The 20,364-nt window shown below is 48.7% G+C and carries 16 protein-coding genes; 3 read left to right on the top strand and 13 right to left on the bottom strand.

Annotated elements, in window-relative coordinates; all coding sequences use genetic code 11:
* Positions 1-403: 403 nt before the first annotated feature.
* On the bottom strand, positions 404-1,765 hold the full coding sequence (locus tag KSO86_RS02550) for an MFS transporter (protein ID WP_366493171.1): 1,362 nt from the start codon (positions 1,763-1,765) through the stop codon (positions 404-406).
* 418 nt (positions 1,766-2,183) lie between these two features.
* On the opposite strand from KSO86_RS02550, the gene KSO86_RS02545 reads away from it, so the two are divergent.
* Positions 2,184-3,038, top strand: a complete 855-nt coding sequence (locus KSO86_RS02545) for a DUF1295 domain-containing protein (RefSeq protein ID WP_216378052.1) — start codon at positions 2,184-2,186, stop codon at positions 3,036-3,038.
* A gap of 36 nt (positions 3,039-3,074) precedes the next feature.
* On the opposite strand, the gene KSO86_RS02540 is transcribed toward KSO86_RS02545, so the two are convergent.
* Both KSO86_RS02540 and tyrS read right to left on the bottom strand, forming a co-directional pair.
* A complete protein-coding gene (locus KSO86_RS02540; RefSeq protein ID WP_216378053.1) occupies positions 3,075-4,904 on the bottom strand; it encodes an AMP-dependent synthetase/ligase in 1,830 nt (609 codons plus the stop codon).
* Between the two features lie 205 nt (positions 4,905-5,109).
* Entirely contained in the window at positions 5,110-6,369 is a 1,260-nt protein-coding gene (gene tyrS, locus KSO86_RS02535; RefSeq protein WP_216378054.1) for a tyrosine--tRNA ligase, read from the bottom strand.
* A gap of 229 nt (positions 6,370-6,598) precedes the next feature.
* On the opposite strand from tyrS, the gene KSO86_RS02530 reads away from it, so the two are divergent.
* Positions 6,599-7,957, top strand: coding sequence for a YkvI family membrane protein (locus KSO86_RS02530; RefSeq protein ID WP_253281426.1), 1,359 nt, complete (start codon positions 6,599-6,601; stop codon positions 7,955-7,957).
* A gap of 15 nt (positions 7,958-7,972) precedes the next feature.
* Here KSO86_RS02530 and KSO86_RS02525 read toward each other — a convergent pair whose 3' ends face one another.
* The 6 genes from KSO86_RS02525 to pheS form a co-directional block, all read right to left on the bottom strand.
* Positions 7,973-8,719 carry a nitroreductase family protein gene (locus KSO86_RS02525; protein ID WP_216378056.1) on the bottom strand — a complete coding sequence of 249 codons (747 nt, stop codon included), beginning with the start codon at positions 8,717-8,719 and terminating at the stop codon, positions 7,973-7,975.
* Positions 8,719-9,228, bottom strand: coding sequence for an arginine repressor (gene argR / locus KSO86_RS02520; RefSeq protein WP_216378057.1), 510 nt, complete (start codon positions 9,226-9,228; stop codon positions 8,719-8,721). The genes KSO86_RS02525 and argR overlap by 1 nt, the downstream gene beginning before the upstream one ends.
* Positions 9,225-10,370 carry an aspartate aminotransferase family protein gene (locus tag KSO86_RS02515; protein WP_216378058.1) on the bottom strand — a complete coding sequence of 382 codons (1,146 nt, stop codon included), beginning with the start codon at positions 10,368-10,370 and terminating at the stop codon, positions 9,225-9,227. The genes argR and KSO86_RS02515 overlap by 4 nt, the downstream gene beginning before the upstream one ends.
* A gap of 92 nt (positions 10,371-10,462) precedes the next feature.
* A complete protein-coding gene (locus KSO86_RS02510) occupies positions 10,463-11,245 on the bottom strand; it encodes an SDR family NAD(P)-dependent oxidoreductase (protein ID WP_216378059.1) in 783 nt (260 codons plus the stop codon).
* A gap of 82 nt (positions 11,246-11,327) precedes the next feature.
* Positions 11,328-13,910: a phenylalanine--tRNA ligase subunit beta gene (gene pheT, locus KSO86_RS02505; RefSeq protein WP_216378060.1), complete on the bottom strand. Its 2,583-nt coding sequence runs from the start codon at positions 13,908-13,910 to the stop codon at positions 11,328-11,330.
* Positions 13,910-14,992 carry a phenylalanine--tRNA ligase subunit alpha gene (pheS, locus tag KSO86_RS02500; RefSeq protein WP_216378061.1) on the bottom strand — a complete coding sequence of 361 codons (1,083 nt, stop codon included), beginning with the start codon at positions 14,990-14,992 and terminating at the stop codon, positions 13,910-13,912. Before pheS ends, pheT begins: the two co-directional genes overlap by 1 nt.
* A 192-nt stretch (positions 14,993-15,184) precedes the next feature.
* Here pheS and KSO86_RS02495 point away from each other — a divergent pair, with 192 nt between their 5' ends.
* On the top strand, positions 15,185-15,532 hold the full coding sequence (locus KSO86_RS02495) for a hypothetical protein (RefSeq protein ID WP_216378062.1): 348 nt from the start codon (positions 15,185-15,187) through the stop codon (positions 15,530-15,532).
* A gap of 75 nt (positions 15,533-15,607) precedes the next feature.
* On the opposite strand, the gene KSO86_RS02490 is transcribed toward KSO86_RS02495, so the two are convergent.
* The 4 genes from KSO86_RS02490 to KSO86_RS02475 are packed head-to-tail and all read right to left on the bottom strand — an operon-like array spanning position 15,608 to position 20,331.
* Positions 15,608-16,528 carry a dihydrodipicolinate synthase family protein gene (locus KSO86_RS02490; protein ID WP_216378063.1) on the bottom strand — a complete coding sequence of 307 codons (921 nt, stop codon included), beginning with the start codon at positions 16,526-16,528 and terminating at the stop codon, positions 15,608-15,610.
* 7 nt (positions 16,529-16,535) lie between these two features.
* Positions 16,536-17,345 (bottom strand): ABC transporter ATP-binding protein, encoded by an 810-nt coding sequence (locus tag KSO86_RS02485; protein ID WP_216378064.1) that lies wholly within the window; start codon positions 17,343-17,345, stop codon positions 16,536-16,538.
* The gene (locus tag KSO86_RS02480) at positions 17,342-19,378 is read right to left on the bottom strand and encodes a dipeptide/oligopeptide/nickel ABC transporter permease/ATP-binding protein (RefSeq protein ID WP_216378065.1); all 2,037 of its coding nucleotides are present in this window, start codon (positions 19,376-19,378) and stop codon (positions 17,342-17,344) included. Before KSO86_RS02480 ends, KSO86_RS02485 begins: the two co-directional genes overlap by 4 nt.
* Before the next feature lie 2 nt (positions 19,379-19,380).
* Positions 19,381-20,331 (bottom strand): ABC transporter permease, encoded by a 951-nt coding sequence (locus KSO86_RS02475; RefSeq protein WP_091281204.1) that lies wholly within the window; start codon positions 20,329-20,331, stop codon positions 19,381-19,383.
* Positions 20,332-20,364: the final 33 nt, after the last annotated feature.

The raw sequence follows: 20,364 nt of genomic DNA, 5'->3' as shown, positions 1-20,364 counted from the left end.
ATCTGCCATCAAAATAAATATGATCAAAATAAAAAGCTGACACACTATTGAGATATCAAACAACACACCCACACCCACAAGACACACCACAACAATGCATCAAGCAAGAAGGAAACCAGCGAAAACAACCAGACCAGAAAACCAGACCAGCGCCTCGCAACAGATAAATACTTTACCCACCAACCACCCCCACGTCAAACCAAACCAACGTAACCCCCGTCACAGGAGTTCGAGTGTCTACTTCTAGCACCATCATCCTTGTACGGCACTGATGAATTCAGATTGATCGTCACCCAATTATTCTACCTAACAACATGATCTATTTTTACGGTAGTTACAGTTCGTTAATAAGTTATGGGCAGGCTAGTATCATCCTAGCCTGCCCATAACTTATTAGTTGGCACTACTGACTACGGCGCCGTTCCAGCAATGCATTCTCTTCCCTTTTAATAATTAAGAAGATCAGAATAATCAATGCCGCGAATACCAAGAACACAATAAAGGTGACATTCCACCCAGCAAAGTGTACAAGGTAGCCAACGCCCGTCGAAGCAAGAGTTGCACCAAGAAGATAGCCAAAAAGCCCCGTAAAGCCCGCTGCGGTGCCAGCAATGTTCGTTGGCGATAAATCAAGAGCTTGAAGACCAATTAAACCAACCGGCCCGTATATGAAGCCTCCAATAAGCGCTACGAGGATAACCATCACAGCGAACGGTGTCCCTACCGGCATAAGCCAATATCCAGCAATCGACGAGCCTGCACCAACAGTGAAAAGTAGGATTGAAGCGCTTCGATTACCATGGAATATTTTGTCTGATGTCCAGCCACACAAGATCGTACCGATAAAACCAGCAATTTCGAATGCACCAAAGCTGATAAGTCCATTAGTGATCGACATATGGTGAACTTCTGAGAGGTAAGTTGTCACCCAATTCAACACGCCGTAACGCAATGCATAAACAAACACGTTACCGATTGCGAGTAGAAGAATGATCTTGTTAGTCAAGATATGTTTAAACACGAGATCCTTCGTGGAGATTTCCTGACCAGCTTCTAGGTCTGCGGTGACTTTTGGGGGATCATTTCGATACTCATCAATCGGGGGCAAACCGACAGCAGTCGGATTATCTCGGATGAGTATAAAGGCGATAACCGCTACGACAAGTGCGATAACGGCCGGTAACCAAAAGGCGGCTCGCCAATTATTATCGGTTAAATATAGTCCCAATGCGACAAGGAATGGTAACGTTCCAGCACCAAGATTGTGGGACGTGTTCCACAGAGATCCCTTCCATCCTCGTTCATTCGTACTGAACCATTGAACAACGATACGACCACTTGGCGGATACCCCATCCCCTGAAACCAGCCATTGATGAACATGACAGTTGCAAAAACCCCAACGCTTGCCGAAACCCATGGGACAGTAGCAACGATAAGATTCATTACCGCTGATAAAGCTAGTCCTAACGGTAAGAAGTAACGAGCATTTGATCGGTCAGATACCATTGCGCTGAAAAATTTTGATAAGCCGTAGCTAATTAAGACTGCATTGGCAATGATGCCAATTGCAGGCTTATCGATTCGTCCTCCCTCCTCGAGAAGGAGTGGCGCAATTGTGGAAATATTGTTTCGAATTAAGTAAAAACCAGCATATCCAAGAAAAATTCCCATAAAAACTTGGAACCGAAGACGCGGGTACTTTCGGTCAACTTCTTCCTGCGAAAGGCGTGGAGCTGCCGGTGGGGTGGCTAACCAAGATAGCACAAATCTCTCCTCTTTTAGAGTTTTGATGAATTTATGTAGTCGAATGGCGTAATGCTAAATACTTCGCGAAGATGCCTCCTTAGTGCGTTTTCTCAACTAACAAGTATAATCATTCTCAATTAGTGCGGCTTAGGACAATTATGCTCAAAGCTCATGCCTGCTTTAATCGCCAGCTCTACATTCCCCTGATTATCAATGTTTAATGGGTACTTTTGGTGATTTTCATAGACCAAATTGGGCATATGGGAATTACCACGGATGTTAATTGGTAGATTTTCCAAGAAATCATGCTATTAGCGCAGTTGTCAATGCAGCTCGTACTCGTGAATTAGACTTTTATATACACGCCGTGCAATCGACGGGCGCATACATAAAAGTGCGTTACTCGTGTTAACAGCACTATCATTCGGAGATTCAGATGCGAAATATTGCTATAGCACTAACAGTTTTCTTCATTGGTTTAGGCATTAGTCTAGGAGGCACACGCTCTAGCCAAGCGCTTGGCGCATTGCCGATAGTAGTTATCCTGGTGTTACTAGTTTTTGGCATTCAATGGATAATGTTTGTCCATTCATGGTTAAAATCATCTGACAGGTTTTTCGATCTTACCGGTAGTTTTACATATATTTGTTTGACAATTTTTGCTTTAGTTTCCAGCGACATCTCAGATTTTCGTTCGTATCTGTTGGGCATTTTAGTCATTATCTGGGCTACCAGACTTGGTGCATACCTCTATCGCCGAATCAAGAGTTCAGGTAGAGACTCTCGCTTCGATGAGATCCTCAAGTCTCCTTCCCGGTTATTTCTCGTGTGGTCTTTGCAGGGCTTATGGATCACGCTGACAGCTTTAGCAGCTTGGATCGCGATAACGACGACGAATTCCCACCCTTTTGGCGTAGTTGAGGCTGTTGGTATTACATTATGGCTAGTAGGTTTTTCTCTGGAAGCTGTCTCGGACTATCAAAAATCCCAGTTCCGTATGGATCCGAATAACCAAGGAAAGTTTATTTCCTCTGGTCTGTGGTCAGTCTCTCGTCACCCAAACTATTTCGGAGAAATTCTCATTTGGATTGCGGTTCTAGTCATTGCCTCGCCGGTACTACACGGATGGGATTGGATCGCTATAATCTCTCCCCTATTTGTATTCTTCTTAATCACAAAGGTCAGCGGAATACCTTTACTCGAGAAGAAAGCAGAAGAAAAATGGGGTGGTCAACCCGATTACGTTGCATACAAAAAAGCTACCCCAGTTCTGATCCCAAAACTGTTTTAATTGCTACCTTTAACTACGAGAGTAGTTTACTGGAAATCAAATTCGGTACATATTGTCAATAAGCTGGCTAAACAGTTTTGTAGCGTAGGCACGCTTAATTTTCATCGTAGGTGTCACTAGCCCTTCGTCTTCAGACATCTTCATGCTAATGATTCGAAAGTCCTTAACAGATTCAGCGCGAGACACGTGACTGTTGGCATCATGCACAATGCGTTTAAGGTTATTTCTTAGTTCTTCACTAGCTACTTCGCTCCATTGCCCAAGGCTAACACGGGGAAAGCGCTGGTTATTAGCAGATGCCCATCTGGCGGACGCTTCGTTATCTAGAATGAGCAACGCAGTTGGATAAGGCCGGTCATCAGCAATCATTATGGCGTACTCGATAAGCGGGTGAGCAGTAACAAGAGACTCCCAACGGGCTGGAGAAATCGTCTTACCGCCAGCGGTTACAAGCATGTCTTTAGCCCGCCCTGTTATATACAAATAACTATCTTTGAGTTCACCGATATCACCAGTATTGAAGAAGCCGTCAAGATACGCACTAGCAGTGGTACGAGGGTCCAGGTAGCCCGGAGCCACCCCGATCCCCTTGACAAGAATGCTACCGTCTTCCGCGATGCGCACAGTGGTTCCGGGGATAAGCTCTCCAACACTTCCAGAACGAATCCTGCCTGGCCGATTTCCAGCAAGCGGCGCCGTAGTTTCCGTGAGTCCGTATCCCTCCATCACAGGAAGACCGAAACCGCGGAACATAAGAGAAACATCCCTATTAAGTGGCGCAGCCCCAGAGAGAATGAATTCCATAGATCCGCCCAGAATATCACGCACTTTGGAATAGAAAAGAATATCAAACAGCTTGTGCTCAAGACGAAGTTTTAGCGGCACAGACTCAACAAAATCGGTCCCTGCAAAGTCGCTCGCTTCAGCTCGTTTTCCCCATGCTAACGCTGTCCTTTCGGCTCTGTTCCACAGCCAGATCATATGTTTTTCTCGCGCTTTTGAACGCGTCGCATCTAAGATCTTCTGAAATACACGTGGAACCGCTACAAGGAACGTTGGTTGTAGCTCTGGCAGGGCGGGGATGAGTGCACGCGGATCGGACATATAAGTAATACGCATTCCTGCCCAGATGCAGATCATCTGGAGTCCACGCGCTAAAACGTGTGCTAATGGAAGGAATATGACGGTACGGCCGCTATCATTGAGGACGTCTCGCCAAGCAGCCTGAACATTAAGAATCAAATCAATGAAATTTCGATGTAAAATTCGGGTGCCTTGGGGCTTACCTGTGGTTCCCGAGGTATACACTACTGAAGCAACATCGTCACGCTTCCGATGACGTGAGTCCAGCAACTTCTCATCAGTCGCACCTTCCGACGATCGATAATTCGTTTCAATAGTGTCGATTGGAATGAATTCCACGCCATCCAAACTCAATATTTCATCGCGTAGAGTCAGCTGTAACTTATTACTGATAAAAACTCGAGTAATCGACAATTCGTGACAGATATGTTCTAGAGTACTGAATGGTGATGTTTCATATATTGGCACAACGATCCCGCCGGCACGCCAAATCGCCCATTCGGCTAGAGCCCACTGATAGCTTGTTGGAGCCATAATCGCTGCACATTCCCCGGCTTGAAATCCAGATGCAACCAGTCGCGTTGCAATCGCGTCAATAGTTGAGCAAAAGTCGGTTATACAAATATCTCTGTATCTCGTGCCACCGGCTACTGTCTCCTGGTCCTCAGTGCACACGCGAAATGCTATGTGGCTCGGAGCTTTCAAACGTCGTTCATGCACGATATCAATCGTGTCTCGTAAATCAGGTCTGTGTACTTGCTGGGGCTCAGAGTGCTCGATCATGGCGTCCTCGATCGCTGTTCTTTTAACTGTAAGTTTACGCTCAAATAAGATGTCACGAAGCTTAAAGTAAGCTATACACAATGAAACACCCGGAAAACTTATATTCTCAACAATTCTGCTCTAAAAGTTTTCTAGCCGTAGTGCTAGGAATTAACCTCCCAGCACTACGGCTATGTACATCTAGTTATAGACGAGGCCCGCACAATTAGGCGATACGCACTACAGCCATATTCTTACGGCCCTTGCGCACGAGAACGAAACCACCGGCAAGAACATCGTCATTCGTTAAGGTACGTTCTTCGTCATCGATCTTGGCATTGTTGATCGCTAAACCACCGGCGTTGATCGTACGCCGTGCGGCTCCGCGGCCTTTTTCGAAACCAAGCTCGACAAGAACGTCCTGCAAGCTGTCGCCAATCTGAGCCTGGGTAGACGGCAACTCAGCGACTGCATCACGCAGGGTCTGCGCATCTACATCGTGCGGATCCTTCTTGCCAAAGAGGACAGCAGATGCGTCTTTGACTCGCGCAGTAGCGTCGGCACCATGAACCCATGTTGTCACTTCGTCAGCCAATACCCGCTGTGCTTCCCGAGCGTGAGCCCGCTGCGCAACCTCAATCTCAAGCTCCTCAATCCGTTCTTTTGACAAGAACGTAAAGACTTTAAGCATTCGAATGACATCAGCGTCGGCCGTATTAAGCCAGAACTGGTAAAACTTGTAGGGGCTAAGCATATCAGGGTTAAGCCAGACTGCTCCCCCTTCAGTCTTTCCAAACTTCGTCCCATCAGACTTTGTAATCAGCTGATTAGTCAACACATGAACGTTGGTGCCTTCGACCTTACGGATGAGATCCATTCCGCCAACAATATTGCCCCACTGATCGTTACCACCTAGCTCTAATGTGCAGTTGTAACGCCGGTAAAGCTCAAGGTAATCGTTAGCCTGCAGAATTTGGTATGAAAACTCGGTAAATGAGATACCTTCATCAGACTGTAGACGACGGGCAACAATGTCTTTCGAGAGCATCGTTCCCATCCGGAAATGCTTGCCGAGGTCACGCAAGAAATCAATCGTGTTCATCCCCTGCGTCCAGTCAAGATTATTGACCGTAATCGCAGCATTTGGACCGTCAAAATCAAGTAACGATTCCAGCTGTCCGCGCAAGGCTTGAGTCCACTGGGCAACTGTTTCACGGGTGTTAAGTGACCGCTCTCCCTTTGGACGCGGATCTCCAATTAAGCCAGTCGCTCCACCAACCAAAACGATCGGACGATGCCCAGCCATTTGCAGATGACGCATCATTTTTACTGCTACGAGGTGTCCGTGGTGAAGCGAAGCTGCAGTTGGATCAAAACCACAATAGAACGAAATCGATCCTTCGTTCAGAGCTTTGCGAAGCTCATCAATATCCGAATGCTGGGCAATAAGCCCACGCCACTGGAGTTCGTCAAGGATGTCAGCCAAGGAATTTCCTTTCGATCGTTCTAAGGTGTATACACACTTATGAGGCTATTTTGCCCTAAGCAACTTCATCTCTCCAACTCTGACTCCCAATGTGTGGGCTACGGAATGTGTAACAGCTCCCATCACTATCGGGTCCACCCATGAACCTCAGCAAACGGGTAAAATAGATTGTTGAATAATTGATAATTGAAGACGAAGAGTGAATGGCGTGTTAAGACAAACAATAGTTATGGCAATGGCCTTTATCGGATTAATCATCGGGGCCGGATTTGCCTCTGGCCAAGAGCTACTCCAGTTCTTTATTGCATTTGGACTACCCGGTGTATGGAGTGCATTGGTTGCCGCAGTATTGTTCGCCATATCTGGATACATTGTGTTGCAATTGGGCTCATATTTCCAAGCAAAAGAACACTCTGCAGTTTTCGACGAAGTGTCCCATCCCATTGTCTCGAGAGCACTTGATGTTTTTACTGTTTTGACACTGTTCACCATGGGTTTCGTTATGATCGCGGGAGCTGGTGCAAACTTTGAACAACAGTACGGACTGCCCACGTGGGTTGGCTCGTTAGTGATGGTCGGCCTCGTTGTCTGTGCCGGTATGCTCAACGTCGACAAGGTGACCCAAGTTATTGGCGTGATTACGCCGTTTATTTTGATATTTATTATTGTGGCATCGGTTCATGCTTTTACCGGCGCGACTTTATCTATTAATGCCTTGGAGCCAGTTGCTACTACCCTTACGCCTGCCGTCCCGTCGATAACGATTTCCACTCTTAGCTACGTCAGCATGTCTATGGCCCTTGCTATTTCTATGGCTCTTGTTATGGGCGGTAGCCTACTTAATACCCGAGCTGCTGGCTACGGTGGACTACTCGGCGGAGGTATTTTTGGGGTCATTTTAGTCATCTCTGTGCTAGCGATATTCTCCCAAATCGATAAGGTCAAAGATGCTCCGATGCCCATGCTAGAGCTCGTAAACCAAATCCATCCAGTCGCAGGAACCGCGATGGCGGTGATAATTTATGGAATGATTTTTAATACTGCGATTGGATTGTATTACGCACTAGCAAAACGAGTGACAGCATCACGGCCTAACCTCTTCTTACCAGCTATTACCGTCTTGGCTTTTATGGGCTTCGGACTATCGTTCTTTGGCTTTCAGACCCTGGTTGCAACGCTCTACCCTATCGTTGGATACTTCGGCATCATTATGATGGCGATTTTGGTATACGCCTGGTTCACTAGGCGTGAAGATATCCGTCATGAAGAAAAGCTGCGCGCTCGAATTCGTCGGCTACTGCGAGTCAAGTGGGATGTTACCCGTGTTTTTACCCGCAAGCATCAAAACGCGTTAGTCGCTGCTTTAGATGAATCAAATGTGGACTCGCTCGAACAACATCGTGAAGTTTCTGCCGAAGTGGTTGCCGAAATTGAAGACGACGACGAAGCCGACGTCGAACCTGCATGGGACACAATTTCTCAGCACTGGGAAGAAAAACCGGCAGAGCACATCGACCCCACCGAAGCACAAGTTCGGGAGCTAGAAGCACAACACGACAACGACGATACGTCGTCGGAAGAAAACTAATCTTTCTCTTCACTATCACGTAGCAGGACCGAATCCTTGTACTACAACATGATCGAAAAAGGCGTCCTTAACAGGTGTTGTTTGAAGTTTGCGAACGACTTGATCGGTGTAGGTATCGGAACGCCGGTTCGTGGAACGGGCATCGTAGTAGGTAGTCATCTGCCGGTCATACTCGGACAACGTATCTAACCATGAGTCAGGCTCCTGATAAGAATCATCCATCACTCTAAGATGAGCGGGAATGCGCGGCTTTAGCTGTGGCTCTTGCGCTGGATATCCTAGCATGATGCCTAGGGCAGGGAATGTGTACTGCGGAAGTTTTAATATCTCAATAAGCTGCGGAATATTATTGAGGATCGATCCTAACAACGTGACTCCTAACCCCATGGACTCGGCTGCAACCGCGATATTTTGAAGCATCAATACTGCATCCGTAAATCCTTCGCGAAAAGCATCCATGGATTTAGCTGGCGTTGGATCAGCGCCTTTTTCTTCTAAAATTCGTACACTTCGCCGCGTATCAACAATAGCCACAATCAGCTCTGGAGCACGCGCAATATATAGCTGATTCCCAATGCGAGCCAAAGCATCTTTGATCTTGTTGTCATGGATATGTATCAGACCAGCATGCTGGAATCCACGAGAGGTCGAAGTTCGCATAGCGACCTCGAATAGCGTAGCCAAAGTATCTGCGGAGACTTCCCGATCCGTGAATTCGCGGATCGAGCGGTGGCTAAGTTGTGTCTCAATAGTGTTATCCATCAGGCGTTTTCTGCTCCGGGTCGTGAATGCGCTAAATCTAAGAGTTCATTTTTCAAAATAGCGGCACGGTCAACCGACGAGGTGATCACGAGAACCGTATCATCTCCCGCGATACATCCGAGAACGCCATCGATTACAGCGCGGTCCAATGACGAAGCCAGAAGCTGAGCTGCGCCCGGAGGGGTACGTAACACAATCTGATTTTCGGCTTCTTGTGCGCTAACAAGTAATTCGCGTGCCCACCGTTTCAGCTGTGCGCGCACGCCATTATCCGATTCAGCGAGATCAGTGACACCTGGTATCCGATAAACACGTTGCCCAGCAGAGTTATGTTCCTTGAAAGCACGCAACTCTTCAAGATCGCGAGAGAGCGTTGCCTGTGTAACGGCAATACCTTTATCTTTAAGAATTTGTTGTAATTCGCCTTGCGATGAAATTGCGGAATGTTCGACAACGGCAACAATCATAGCTTGGCGCGCCGCACGCGTGGTCGGAATAGAAGGTTTCACAGTTTCCCTTTCATTTCTCCCATGACTTCAACAAAAGGTACAAGATCGTCACGAGTAATGATCAACGGTGGCAACAGTCGGATTTGTTCATTATTCGTTGCTGTGACAAGGAAGCCTCTCTCACGCAGATGCCGTTCGCAGTTCTCCGCCTCTGGGATGTTAACTGCAAGCATAAGACCTTCGCCTTGCACGTTATATCCTTGTTCTGCCAGTCGAGCTTTGAGCCATGTTCCGGTTAGGGTGACGTGCGGTAGCAACGGCTCAATACTGTTCAAGACAGCTAAACCGGCCGCCGTCGCCAGTGGATTTCCTCCGGTAGAAGAAGCTTCAAGCCCACGTTGAACCAACCGGCCAGCCGTTTGAAATCCGATTGTAACGCCGATAGGAACGCCCCCACCTAGTCCTCGCGCGAGCGTAATCACGTCAGCCACAACTCGCGGAGTATGCGCGAACCACCGTCCAGTGCGTCCCACACCGGACAAAGATTCATCAAGGATAAGCAACGCGCCATAGCGATCGCATAAATCACGAACACGACCCAGTTCAGCGTCATTAAGTCTTTCGATCGACCGCCCATGATGTACATCAATGACGCACGCTGCGACGTCGTCGTCGAAGGCTTGTTCTAAATCAGTTGCATCGTCAGCGACATAGACGCCAGAAAGTAATGGCTCAAACGGAGCCCGGTAGGCTTCATCGGCGAGCGAGAGGGCTCCCATGGTACGGCCGTGATACGAACGATTGAGCGTTAAGATACGTCCGCCAGGTTTGTGTAACCGCGCTAGCTTCAGCGCAGATTCCATAGCTTCCGAGCCGGAGTTCGAAAAGAAAACACGCGCAGTTGGGCCAAGATAGCCCTCATCAGACAAACACTGTTGCAAACGCTCCGCTAACGCGACTTGTGGTTCGGTGGCGTAAGCATTAGACACATGCAGAATCTTTTCAGCTTGGTCAGCCAGCACAGCTCGCAATTGCGGATGATTGTGCCCCAGCGATGTCACGCCACCACCAGAATCAAGGTCAAGATAGCTTCGCCCCTCTGAGTCCCACACAGTGACGCCGTCACCACGAGTAAGAACTAACGGCGGTAAGCCGTACGCTGCCATCATGCTCTGATCGTAACGTGGTAAGAGTCCAGACATAACACACCTTGCTTAAATTCACTTTACCGTATAATTATACAAACCGCTGGATCTCGCCCGTAATAAAAGTATGGTTATTTAGGGTAACGTCACTAAATTTCCCATGGAGTTAAGCGCAATTTTCGCTCGGATGCCCCGGCCCCTCGTTTGCTCCGCATCCTTAGCTCAGCTATTGAATCAGTTCCAGCACGCACCTGTGTTCCGGATATTCCATCTAGTTCCCCGTCTGCAATAGCCGTGATTATCTCAACCACCTCACGTGGATCATTCCAATGTGTCCGGCCCTCATGCATTGCACGGTTAGCTGTCATATCAGTCCGCACTACGCCCGGGGCTACCGAGAAAACCCGTAATCCCTGAGAATAACCCGCCTCGTGGAGCGAACCAGCAAATCTGAGCAATGCTGTTTTCGACACGTAATACGCCGACGCCATTGCCGAATCCTGCACTGCAGCTCCAGAAGACAAATCGATAATCCGTCCACCACCGCGAGAGAGCATCGGCGGAATCAACGCGTGCGCAAGCAAATAGGGCGCGCGCAGATTGACCTCCAAGGTATTCCACCATGCCTGCGGATCTGTGTCCCACGGCAGAGCTTCCTCTTCCATGACGCCAGCATTGTTGATAAGTAAATCCACTGGATAATCGAGAATTGTTGACAATACGCGGTCTATATCACTAGGAGCACCTAGATCAGCTCCCAAAGCAACAACATCTGCACCACGCGCGTTACATGCTTTCGCAGTATCATATAGCGCTTCATGGGTCCGCGCAGTGAGTAATAGGGTCCGCCCTGGACGAGCTAGACCACGAGCGATGTATGAGCCAATTCCGCGTGATGCTCCGGTAATTAAAACAGTTGTTGCAGCTTCCATAGAAGCAGTCTAGCGTGTGGGGAGTCAAAGACAGACTCTCCACACGCTAGCAAGGACTGGTAATAGTTCACGCTTTGAGGTTTTACCCTCGTAGCTGGGCGCCGAACTTCTTCCCTGTCTTCTTGAGAATGCGGTTACGTACGCCGGCTGCATCTTCAGCGGTCAAAGTATGATCCGTGCCGCGCAGACGCAACGCAAATGCTAATGACTTCTTCCCTTCAGGGATCTGGTCACCAGTGTAGACATCAAAGAGACGAACTTCTTCGAGAATCTCTCCAGCGGCAGCGCGAACAACTTCTTCTACCTCAGCTGCCGGAAGATCTTGATCAACTACCAAAGCAATGTCTTCCTTGGCGGCGGGGAAAGAACTTACGGGCTTGATTGCTAGAGGCTTCATATCAACAGCATGAAGAAGAGCGTCTACATCTACTTCGAATGCTATTGACCGCTTTGGCAGGTCAAAGGCCTGACAAACCTTTGGTGCCAGTTCGCCAGCGTAACCAATAACTGTTCCGTTAACGCTAGCTTGTGCACCACGTCCAGGATGAAGGGGGGCCTGCTCAACTTGCGCGAAGGCTACGTGCGCACCGAGCGTACGTACAATCACCTCAACAGCGTTCAATGCATCTCGCCAGTCCCACACAACCGCAGGGAAACCTGCAGTCGCTTGGGTAGCAACTGGAGTAGCTACGCCGCCGATATGGTGTGGTTGGCTTGGCATAGCCTGCGACAACGCTGATAGCTGTTCCTTAGTTGGACGCTGTCCTGTTCCCGGATTTTCTGCCGGAACAAGATCATGCGGACGTGTCACAATGGATGACTCGAAAATTGCAACTGCCGGATTTGACCGTGCTACATTCAATTTCGCAGTTTCAAGCAAAGAGTCAAGGACCGAGGTACGCATATACGGTGCCTCATCCTGAAGCGGATTTGCCAAGACAATTGCTTCACGACGTGAATCATCTGCTGCAAATAGTTGCTTATCAAAAGTTGCCGCCGAGACAAACGGATACGACAAAACCTGCGTCCAGCCTTGCTCAGCTAAAGCACGAATAATATCGCGCTGTTGACGTTGCTTGTGCGTTAGACCAGAGCCACCAGTAGGCGTTGGCAGAACAGAAACAATCTCATCATAGCCAATCAGTCGAGCAATTTCTTCGACAAAGTGAGCCGGCCCAACTAAATCGGGTCGCCACGGAGCAGGAGTAACTAAAAGCTCTTCCGAATCGCTATCGACTTCGCATCCAATCTCAGTAAGAATCCGGATAATTTCATCACGAGGAACATCCAGGCCAGTCAATCGTTTCACTTCGGAAACCGCAAATGGAATCGAATCAACGGAAGGAACATTGTTAAGGTCAAATCCGTCGTCATCGATAACGCCGCCACCGAAATCTACGAGGATCTCTGCTACCATCTGGACTGCAATCGCAGCAATCGTTGGGTCTACACCCCGCTCGAAACGCTTCGAAGCTTCAGATGGCAAACGATGACGACGAGCCATACGAGCAACTGAAATCGGATCGAAATGAGCTGCTTCGATTAAGATATCAGACGTTTCCTCACTGACTTCGGTTTCAAGGCCTCCCATTGTTCCTGCCAGACCAACCACGCGTGCGCCAACTCCGCCAGTTGAATCTGCGATTACGAGATCCTCAGGGTCTAATGCGCGTTCAATACCATCAAGAGTGATCAGCTTTTCGCCATTCTCAGCACGTCGTACCACCAATGGTGCGACAACCTTCGCTGCATCATACGCATGTAACGGCTGCCCCAAATCCAACATCACATAGTTAGTAGCATCAACTGGTAACGATATCGGTCGCATGCCAGCGGCAGTCAATCGATCCTTCATCCATTTCGGCGATTCAGCATTCGGATTGACGCCACGGACAATTCGAGTAACAAACCGATCAGCACCTGGCTTACCATGAATTGGATTTTGGTCATCAACAACTACTTCAAACCCATTGTTATTCACTGCAAGTGGGTCCGAATCAAGATTCTGAGCTAATCCCGGATCTGTAAATTTAGCCCCGGTAGAGTGTGCGTATTCACGTGCGACTCCGCGCATAGAGAAACAATAGCCGCGATCCGGCGTGACATTAATTTCCAAGGTTTCATTCGCTAAGCCCAAGAATGGAAGGACATCTTCACCGATCTTGGGTAAACCAGCCTTAGTCGCTTCTTCAGCAGAATGCGCTAGCACGATAATTCCGCCTTGGTCCTCGCCTAAACCGAGTTCACGAGAGGAACAAATCATGCCGTCCGAAATATGTCCGTACGTCTTGCGTGAAGCGATTACAAAGTCACCAGGCAATACTGCACCAGGTAAAGAGACAACAACATAGTCACCCTCGACGAAATTGTGTGCGCCACAAATGATTCCACGAGATGGGAAATCTACTGGCTCTTTCCCTTCACCTGGGGCATCGTTATGCTGACCAACATCGACTCGACAATAGTTAATAAGTTTGCCGTTCTTCTGGGGCTCCTTGACAAGCGTAAGAACCTTTCCAACGACAATCGGGCCAGAAACGTCTGGCTTGTGAATCTCTTCTTCTTCCAGCCCGACCTTAACTAGGTCAGCAGCCAGCTGAGCTGCAGTAAGATCGGAAGGAACTTCGACGTGACTGGCGAGCCAATCAATAGGAATAAGTGGCATCAGTTTCCCCTTCCAGTTGTGCCGAATTGCTGCGAAAAACGTACATCGCCCTCTACCATGTCGCGCATATCTGCAATTGCGTTACGGAGCATCAGCGTACGCTCAATACCCATTCCGAATGCGAAACCGGTGTATTCATCAGGATCAATACCTGCGTTACGGAGCACTTCCGGATTGACCATGCCGCAACCACCCCATTCAATCCATCCGGCTCCACCCTTTTTCTGTGGGAACCATAGATCCATTTCAGCGGACGGCTCTGTAAACGGGAAGTACGATGGGCGCAACCGAGTTTTTGCTTCAGGACCGAATAGATTACGGGCAAAGTGATCCAACGTTCCCTTTAAATGCTCCATCGTCAAGCCCTTGTCAACTGCCAATCCTTCTATCTGATGGAATACAGGCGTATGTGTAGCATCAAGCGCATCAGTACGGAACACCTTTCCTGGGCAAACAATGTACAGCGGTACTCCGCGCTCTAACATGGCATGCGATTGAACCGGCGAAGTGTGCGTGCGAAGCACAAGACCTGGCTGCTCTGCTACATCAGCATCGGCACCTGCAAATGCACTGCCTTTAACATAGAACGTATCTTGCATCTGACGTGCGGGATGATCTGGACCAAAGTTTAACGCATCAAAATTAAACCACTCATGCTCCAACTCTGGGCCTTCAACAATCTGCCATCCCATTCCAAGGAAAAGATCAGATATATCTTCCATCAGTGCAGGCAAAGGATGACGGGCACCGCTAGGAGCACGCCTAACCGGCACGGTAACATCGACAGTCTCCTCGACAAGCATTCGAGCTTCTACAGCAGCTTCAATACGATCTGTAGCTTGCGCCAAAGCTGTCTGAACTTCTTTACGAGCAGCTCCCATAAGCTTTCCAGCGACTGGACGGTCAGACTTATCGAGCGACTTAATCTGCATATTTGCGGTTGTTAGTGGAGCATTATCGCCACTATGAGCGATTCTAGCTTCCTTTAGTTCTTCGAGAGATTCCGCAAGTGAGAATGCTTCTTTCGCAGCGGCAATAGCTGCAGCAATCCCAGCTTCATCCATCGGACTCAGCGGTTCCATAATGGCCTTTCATCGTAAACCTGTGACACCTACTATTGTAGAGCGTCAATCACACAACTTCTTAAGACAGAACACATATTATTCGTCACGAAATCCTCGCCATGAGCTTAAAATAGACCTAAAAACACGCAACGTAGCACGGAACTTACTAGACTAGGACACAATATACGACGTCAACTCTAGGAGGCCGCCATGGCTGAGGAAAAGAATCTATTCGAAAAAGCAACCGATTCAGCAAAGGAATTTCTAGACACTGCGAAAGAATCGGTGTCTTCATCCGAAGCAAAAGCTAAATTGACAGATGTCAAGAGCAGTGTTGTTGATGGCATGCGCGATGCTGGCGAGAACGTCACCGACGTCGTTCGCAATACTAAACACAAGGTCCAAGACGCGCTTGGAAAAGATGACTCATTGGCTGAAAAAGCTGACCGCAAAGTTGAACAAGCTAGCGAAACAGCTTCAGATAAACTTGGAAATGTCGCTAACCGGGTTAGCGACAAGATTGAAGAAGCTAGCGACCGTCTTGATGACGCACAGTAATCGATAACAGACCTATGAGTTGTGGCTGGGAACGAAAGTTCCCAGCCACAACTATTTAGAAAGCTATGATTAAACTCAATCTAGCAGTCCAACTTGACGCAGGACTTGCGCAATACCTTCTTCTTCCGCTGGAAGCAGCTTAGAAACAGGCTCTGGCATCTGGTTTGACTCGAAGATACCGAGAACCTTCAAAGCGGTCTTGAAAGACCCAACGCCAGCTCCGAAACCAGTAGTTGAAGACGGAACCATGACGATGCGCATCAAATCTGCGAGTCGATCTTGTTCCTTACGAACTGTCTCCCAATCCCCTGCTACGTATGCGTTCCACTGCCGGACATAGCCAGCAGGATCAACGTTAGCGAGGCCAGGAACCGAACCATCTGCGCCGCCGAGGTATGCGCCATCGACAACAACCTCGTGTCCAGTCAGTAGTGACAGCGGATGTCCTGCTCGCTCATTATCTTGGAGTAAGAAACGGAAGGAGACATCGTCACCTGACGAATCCTTCACGCCAGTAATTACACCATCTTGTCCGAGCTTCATAAGTAATGCTGGTGGGAGCTTCACGTGAACGCATACTGGAATATCGTACGCGAAGATCGGAAGCTCGGTAGCATCATGAAGCTGCCGGAAATGGCGCTCAATCTGTGGCATTCCACCAAGAGCATAGAATGGAGCAGTGGCAACAATTCCATCAACGCCAATTGCTTCTGCCTGCTTGATGTGCTCGATTACTCGATCAGTTTGGGTATCAATCACCCCGGCCAACACTGGAACTCGCCCAGCTACTACCTCGTTGGTAGCCCGTAAAATTTCTTCACGACGCGCAGGAGTTGCAAACGCTCCTTCACCGGAAGAACCAAGCGCGAAGATACCGTGAACACCCGCTTGGATCATTCGGTCCAGTCCACGCTGATAAGACTCAGCATCGAACGAACCATCTTCGTGTTCTGCAACAACTACCGGAGGAATAACTCCACGAAATTCTGTCATCATCTTTTCCTTAAATAGTTGGGTGTAGCAATGACGGAGCTGCGCCCAAAAGTTTCCGAGTGTATGGGTCTTTAGGATCTGCTAAAAGTTCAGCTGCTGGCCCTTCTTCAACAACTAAGCCCTTATTCATGACTGCGATGCGGTCTGATACGTATCGCACCGTTTGAATGTCATGAGAAATAAACACCATTGCTAGGTTTAAATCTCTTTTCAGATCGGTGAGTAGATTCAAAATCTGAGCACGAACTGAAACATCGAGTGCCGAAGTAGGCTCATCCGCAATAATTGCTTTTGGTTTCAGAGCCAATGCACGGGCAATAGCGACACGCTGCCGTTGACCACCAGAAAGCTGACCTGGGAGCGCATCTAGCGCAGATTCAGGCAGTCCAACCATGGAAATCAAATCGCTCACGCGCTTCTCTCGTTCAGCTTCCGTCCCCATCTTGTGGACGCGCATTGGATCCGCAAGCTGATCATGGATAACCATACGAGGATTCAATGCGGTGGCAGGGTCTTGGAAGACAACCGATACCACTTCACCGATTCGACGTCGCGCATCAGCTGTACGTTTCGTCACTTCCTCGCCGTTAAAGAATACGTGCCCTGCAGAAGCTTTCTGTAAACCACACATAACGTTTGCAGTCGTAGACTTGCCACAACCAGATTCGCCCACAATTCCAAGCGTCTGACCAGGCATTACTTTCATGCTTACGCCACGTACAGCTTGGATTTTGTTTGGCTTAAAGAGTGAGCCAGTTCGCGTTGAGAACGTAACTTTAACATCCTTGAGTTCGATAATTGGCGTATCTTGAGAGGTCACAGCTGTTCACCTACCTTCGAATTGTCGTTGGTTTGTTCCGGACGCGGCGGCAGTGCTGCATAGTAATGTCTCGGTCCGACTTCTGTCAAGACCGGGCGGATATCCAAACCATAATCTGGATGAGAAGAACGAGGTGCAAAGCGATCTCCAGTTGGGAAGTCCTTTGGTGACGGGACTGTACCCGGAACCTGATGCAAACGTCCTGATCCAGATTCGATGGAGAGCACAGCGCCCAGCAATCCACGTGTATATTCGTGCGTCGGGTGAAGCAATAGTTCTGAGGTAGGAGCCTGCTCAATAACCTGACCCGCGTACATCACCGTAATGGAGTGAGCAACTTCAGCAACCAACGCTAAATCGTGTGATACGAAGATCATAGCGAAACCGAGCTTCTCACGCAGATCATTCAACAACGCAATTACTTGCTTTTGAACAGTCACGTCAAGAGCTGTAGTTGGTTCGTCGGCAATCACGAGCTTCGGGTCACGAGTCAATGCCATTGCGATCAAAACACGCTGGCGTTGTCCTCCCGAAAGCTCATGAGGATACGACTCCAAGGTACGCTTCGGATCGAGGCCAACGAGCTCAAGGAGCTCTTCAGCACTGCGGGTACCGCCGCGCGAAGTTAGCTGTTTCATCTGGGACTTAATCAGCATCGCCGGATTAAGTGAGCTGAGTGCATCTTGATAGATCATTGCCATTTCATGGCCTAGAAGTTGCTGCCGTTCCTTGGCGCCCATCTCTAGTAAGTTCTCGCCTTTGTACAAGAGCTCACCGGATAGCTCCGCGCGGGGATCAATCAAACCCATGATCGATAGAGCAGTAATCGACTTACCACAACCAGATTCTCCAACAAGACCCATTGTTTCGCCTGGCGATACTGTAAATGAAACATTATCGACGACGTTAACATCTCCATGTCGCGGGAACTTAATCGAGAAGTTCTTAACTTCTAGCAGCGGGGTGATCGAAGGATCAGAAACGAACCGATCATGTCGCTTCGACTCGACTTCTTGGAGAGCATCGATGCGGGCCTGCAAGGAAGCTGCTTGCTCAGCATACGCCTTGCGTGGGTCGAGAAGGAGCTTATCTGCTTCACGCTTAGACGAAGCATCGACCTGTGCAACGGAAACGCCCTTTGGTGCAGCTACCATCGCATCTGTAATACCTTCAGACAAAATATTAAGACACAGCACAGTGATCATGATCAAAACGCCTGGGAAGAACGCTGTCCACCATTTACCTAGCATGACCGAAATATTTGCTGAAGCGTCAGATAGCACATTGCCCCATGTTGGGACCATAGCTGATTGTAGCCCCGAACCGATGAAGGTCAATGACGCTTCTAGAATGATTGCGTCTGCAACTAGCACCGTAGCGAAAACGAGTACTGGAGCAGCGGTATTACGCATCACGTGCTTAACCAAGATCCACGGTGCACGAGCACCAGAGACGATAACTGCGCGAACGTAGTCTTCGCCGTATGCGCTCATCACATTTGCGCGAACGATACGTGCCAACTGTGGCGTGTAAACGAATGCAATCGAACAGATAATAACGAGTAGAATTCCAACGAGGTTATCCGAGCTGAAACGCGCCGAGAACACAAGGACAGTTACCGCTGCCATTGCGATACCTGGCACTGCCATAATGATGTCCAAGATACGCATAATGACTTCGGAGATTGACTTACGCACAACTGCAGCGATCGAGCCAATAATTGCCCCAAAGAACAGTGCAATAGCGGTGGAACACAAACCAATAATCAGTGAGAAACGACCGCCATATAGGAGCCGGCTGAGAATATCACGGCCGACGTGGTCGGTGCCAAACAAGTGATCTGCACTCGGTGCTGCCCATTTATCGTAGATAGCTTCTGGCGAATATGGCGCTAGTAGTGGTGCGAGAAGAGAAATAACCGCAATGAGGAAGAGAACGCCGAGAGCAATCCGCGCACCAACACTCATGTTCCGGATACGGGAGAAACGGGCTCCTGGCTGAGTAACTTTAGTTAGCTTTTCTTTCTTTCCCATGATCACACCGACCTAATACGTGGGTTAATCAGCAAATAAAGCATATCCACGATGATATTGACAATAATGAATGCAATTGCTACGACCAAAGCACCACCTTGAACGAGGTTAACCCAGTTGTTCTGGATGCCCTTGATCAAAACCTGTCCCATACCATTGATCGCGAAAATGATTTCAATGACGACGGCGCCACCCATCAGATAGCCGACTCGCAAACCAAGAACAGTAACTGGCGTAATCAATGCATTACGTAGAACATTGCGGCCAATAACAACTGACTTTGGAATGCCAGCACCCAAAGCGGTACGTACATAATCTCGGTCAAGTTCTTCTACCATCGAGGTTCGAACTACGCGAGTCATTTGGCCGATAACTGGAATAGCCAGTGCTACCGCTGGTAGTAGCATTCGCAAGAACCACCCGCCAAAGTCCTCAAACATTGGTGGTAACGCACCAGAAACTGGAAGTTTACCGATAAATGCAAGAACGAGCAGAACAGCGAGCCAGAAGGATGGCGTTCCAATGCAAATAACGGATAGAACGCGAATAAGCTGATCTGGCCAACGGTCTCGATAGATTGCTGCGAGAACGCCAAGCGGGAATGAGAAGATCACAGCCAGAATCAGACCGAAGAACGTTAGTTGCAAAGTGACTGGCAATGCTTGTCCAATGAGCGAAGAAACAGTATTGGATACACCAACACCATAGACACCCAGATCTCCTTGGAAAAGGTTAAATATGTATAGGCCTAGGCGAACGAGGAGCGGTTCGTTCAGCCCCTGTTGCTCGCGGAAAGCTTCAAGTTCGGAAGGGGTAGCATTTTCGCCAAGCGTGCTGTACGCCGGATCAATAGGCGAAAGAGCCATGATGAGAAAGACTAGGACTGTCACGCCTATGACCATTACTGGCAAGGCAATCAGACGGCGCCCGATGAGTCTAAGTAGATTATTCATTCGGTCTATTCCTTATGACTACGTTGAGTGATG

It is taken from the genome of Arcanobacterium phocae (genome assembly GCF_018913465.1).
Lineage (GTDB): Bacteria > Actinomycetota > Actinomycetes > Actinomycetales > Actinomycetaceae > Arcanobacterium > Arcanobacterium phocae_A.
Note: the sequence above shows the minus strand (reverse complement) of the source record. Positions and strands in the feature narration are given on the sequence as shown.

Coding starts and splice junctions, on each gene's coding strand:
- KSO86_RS02545 (WP_216378052.1), top strand. CDS start 2,184: ATGCGAAATATTGCTATAGCACTAACAGTTTTCTTCATTGGTTTAGGC.
- KSO86_RS02540 (WP_216378053.1), bottom strand. CDS start 4,904: ATGATCGAGCACTCTGAGCCCCAGCAAGTACACAGACCTGATTTACGA.
- KSO86_RS02530 (WP_253281426.1), top strand. CDS start 6,599: ATGGCAATGGCCTTTATCGGATTAATCATCGGGGCCGGATTTGCCTCT.
- KSO86_RS02525 (WP_216378056.1), bottom strand. CDS start 8,719: ATGGATAACACTATTGAGACACAACTTAGCCACCGCTCGATCCGCGAA.
- KSO86_RS02515 (WP_216378058.1), bottom strand. CDS start 10,370: ATGTCTGGACTCTTACCACGTTACGATCAGAGCATGATGGCAGCGTAC.
- KSO86_RS02510 (WP_216378059.1), bottom strand. CDS start 11,245: ATGGAAGCTGCAACAACTGTTTTAATTACCGGAGCATCACGCGGAATT.
- pheT (WP_216378060.1), bottom strand. CDS start 13,910: ATGCCACTTATTCCTATTGATTGGCTCGCCAGTCACGTCGAAGTTCCT.
- pheS (WP_216378061.1), bottom strand. CDS start 14,992: ATGGAACCGCTGAGTCCGATGGATGAAGCTGGGATTGCTGCAGCTATT.
- KSO86_RS02495 (WP_216378062.1), top strand. CDS start 15,185: ATGGCTGAGGAAAAGAATCTATTCGAAAAAGCAACCGATTCAGCAAAG.
- KSO86_RS02490 (WP_216378063.1), bottom strand. CDS start 16,528: ATGATGACAGAATTTCGTGGAGTTATTCCTCCGGTAGTTGTTGCAGAA.
- KSO86_RS02480 (WP_216378065.1), bottom strand. CDS start 19,378: ATGGGAAAGAAAGAAAAGCTAACTAAAGTTACTCAGCCAGGAGCCCGT.
- KSO86_RS02475 (WP_091281204.1), bottom strand. CDS start 20,331: ATGAATAATCTACTTAGACTCATCGGGCGCCGTCTGATTGCCTTGCCA.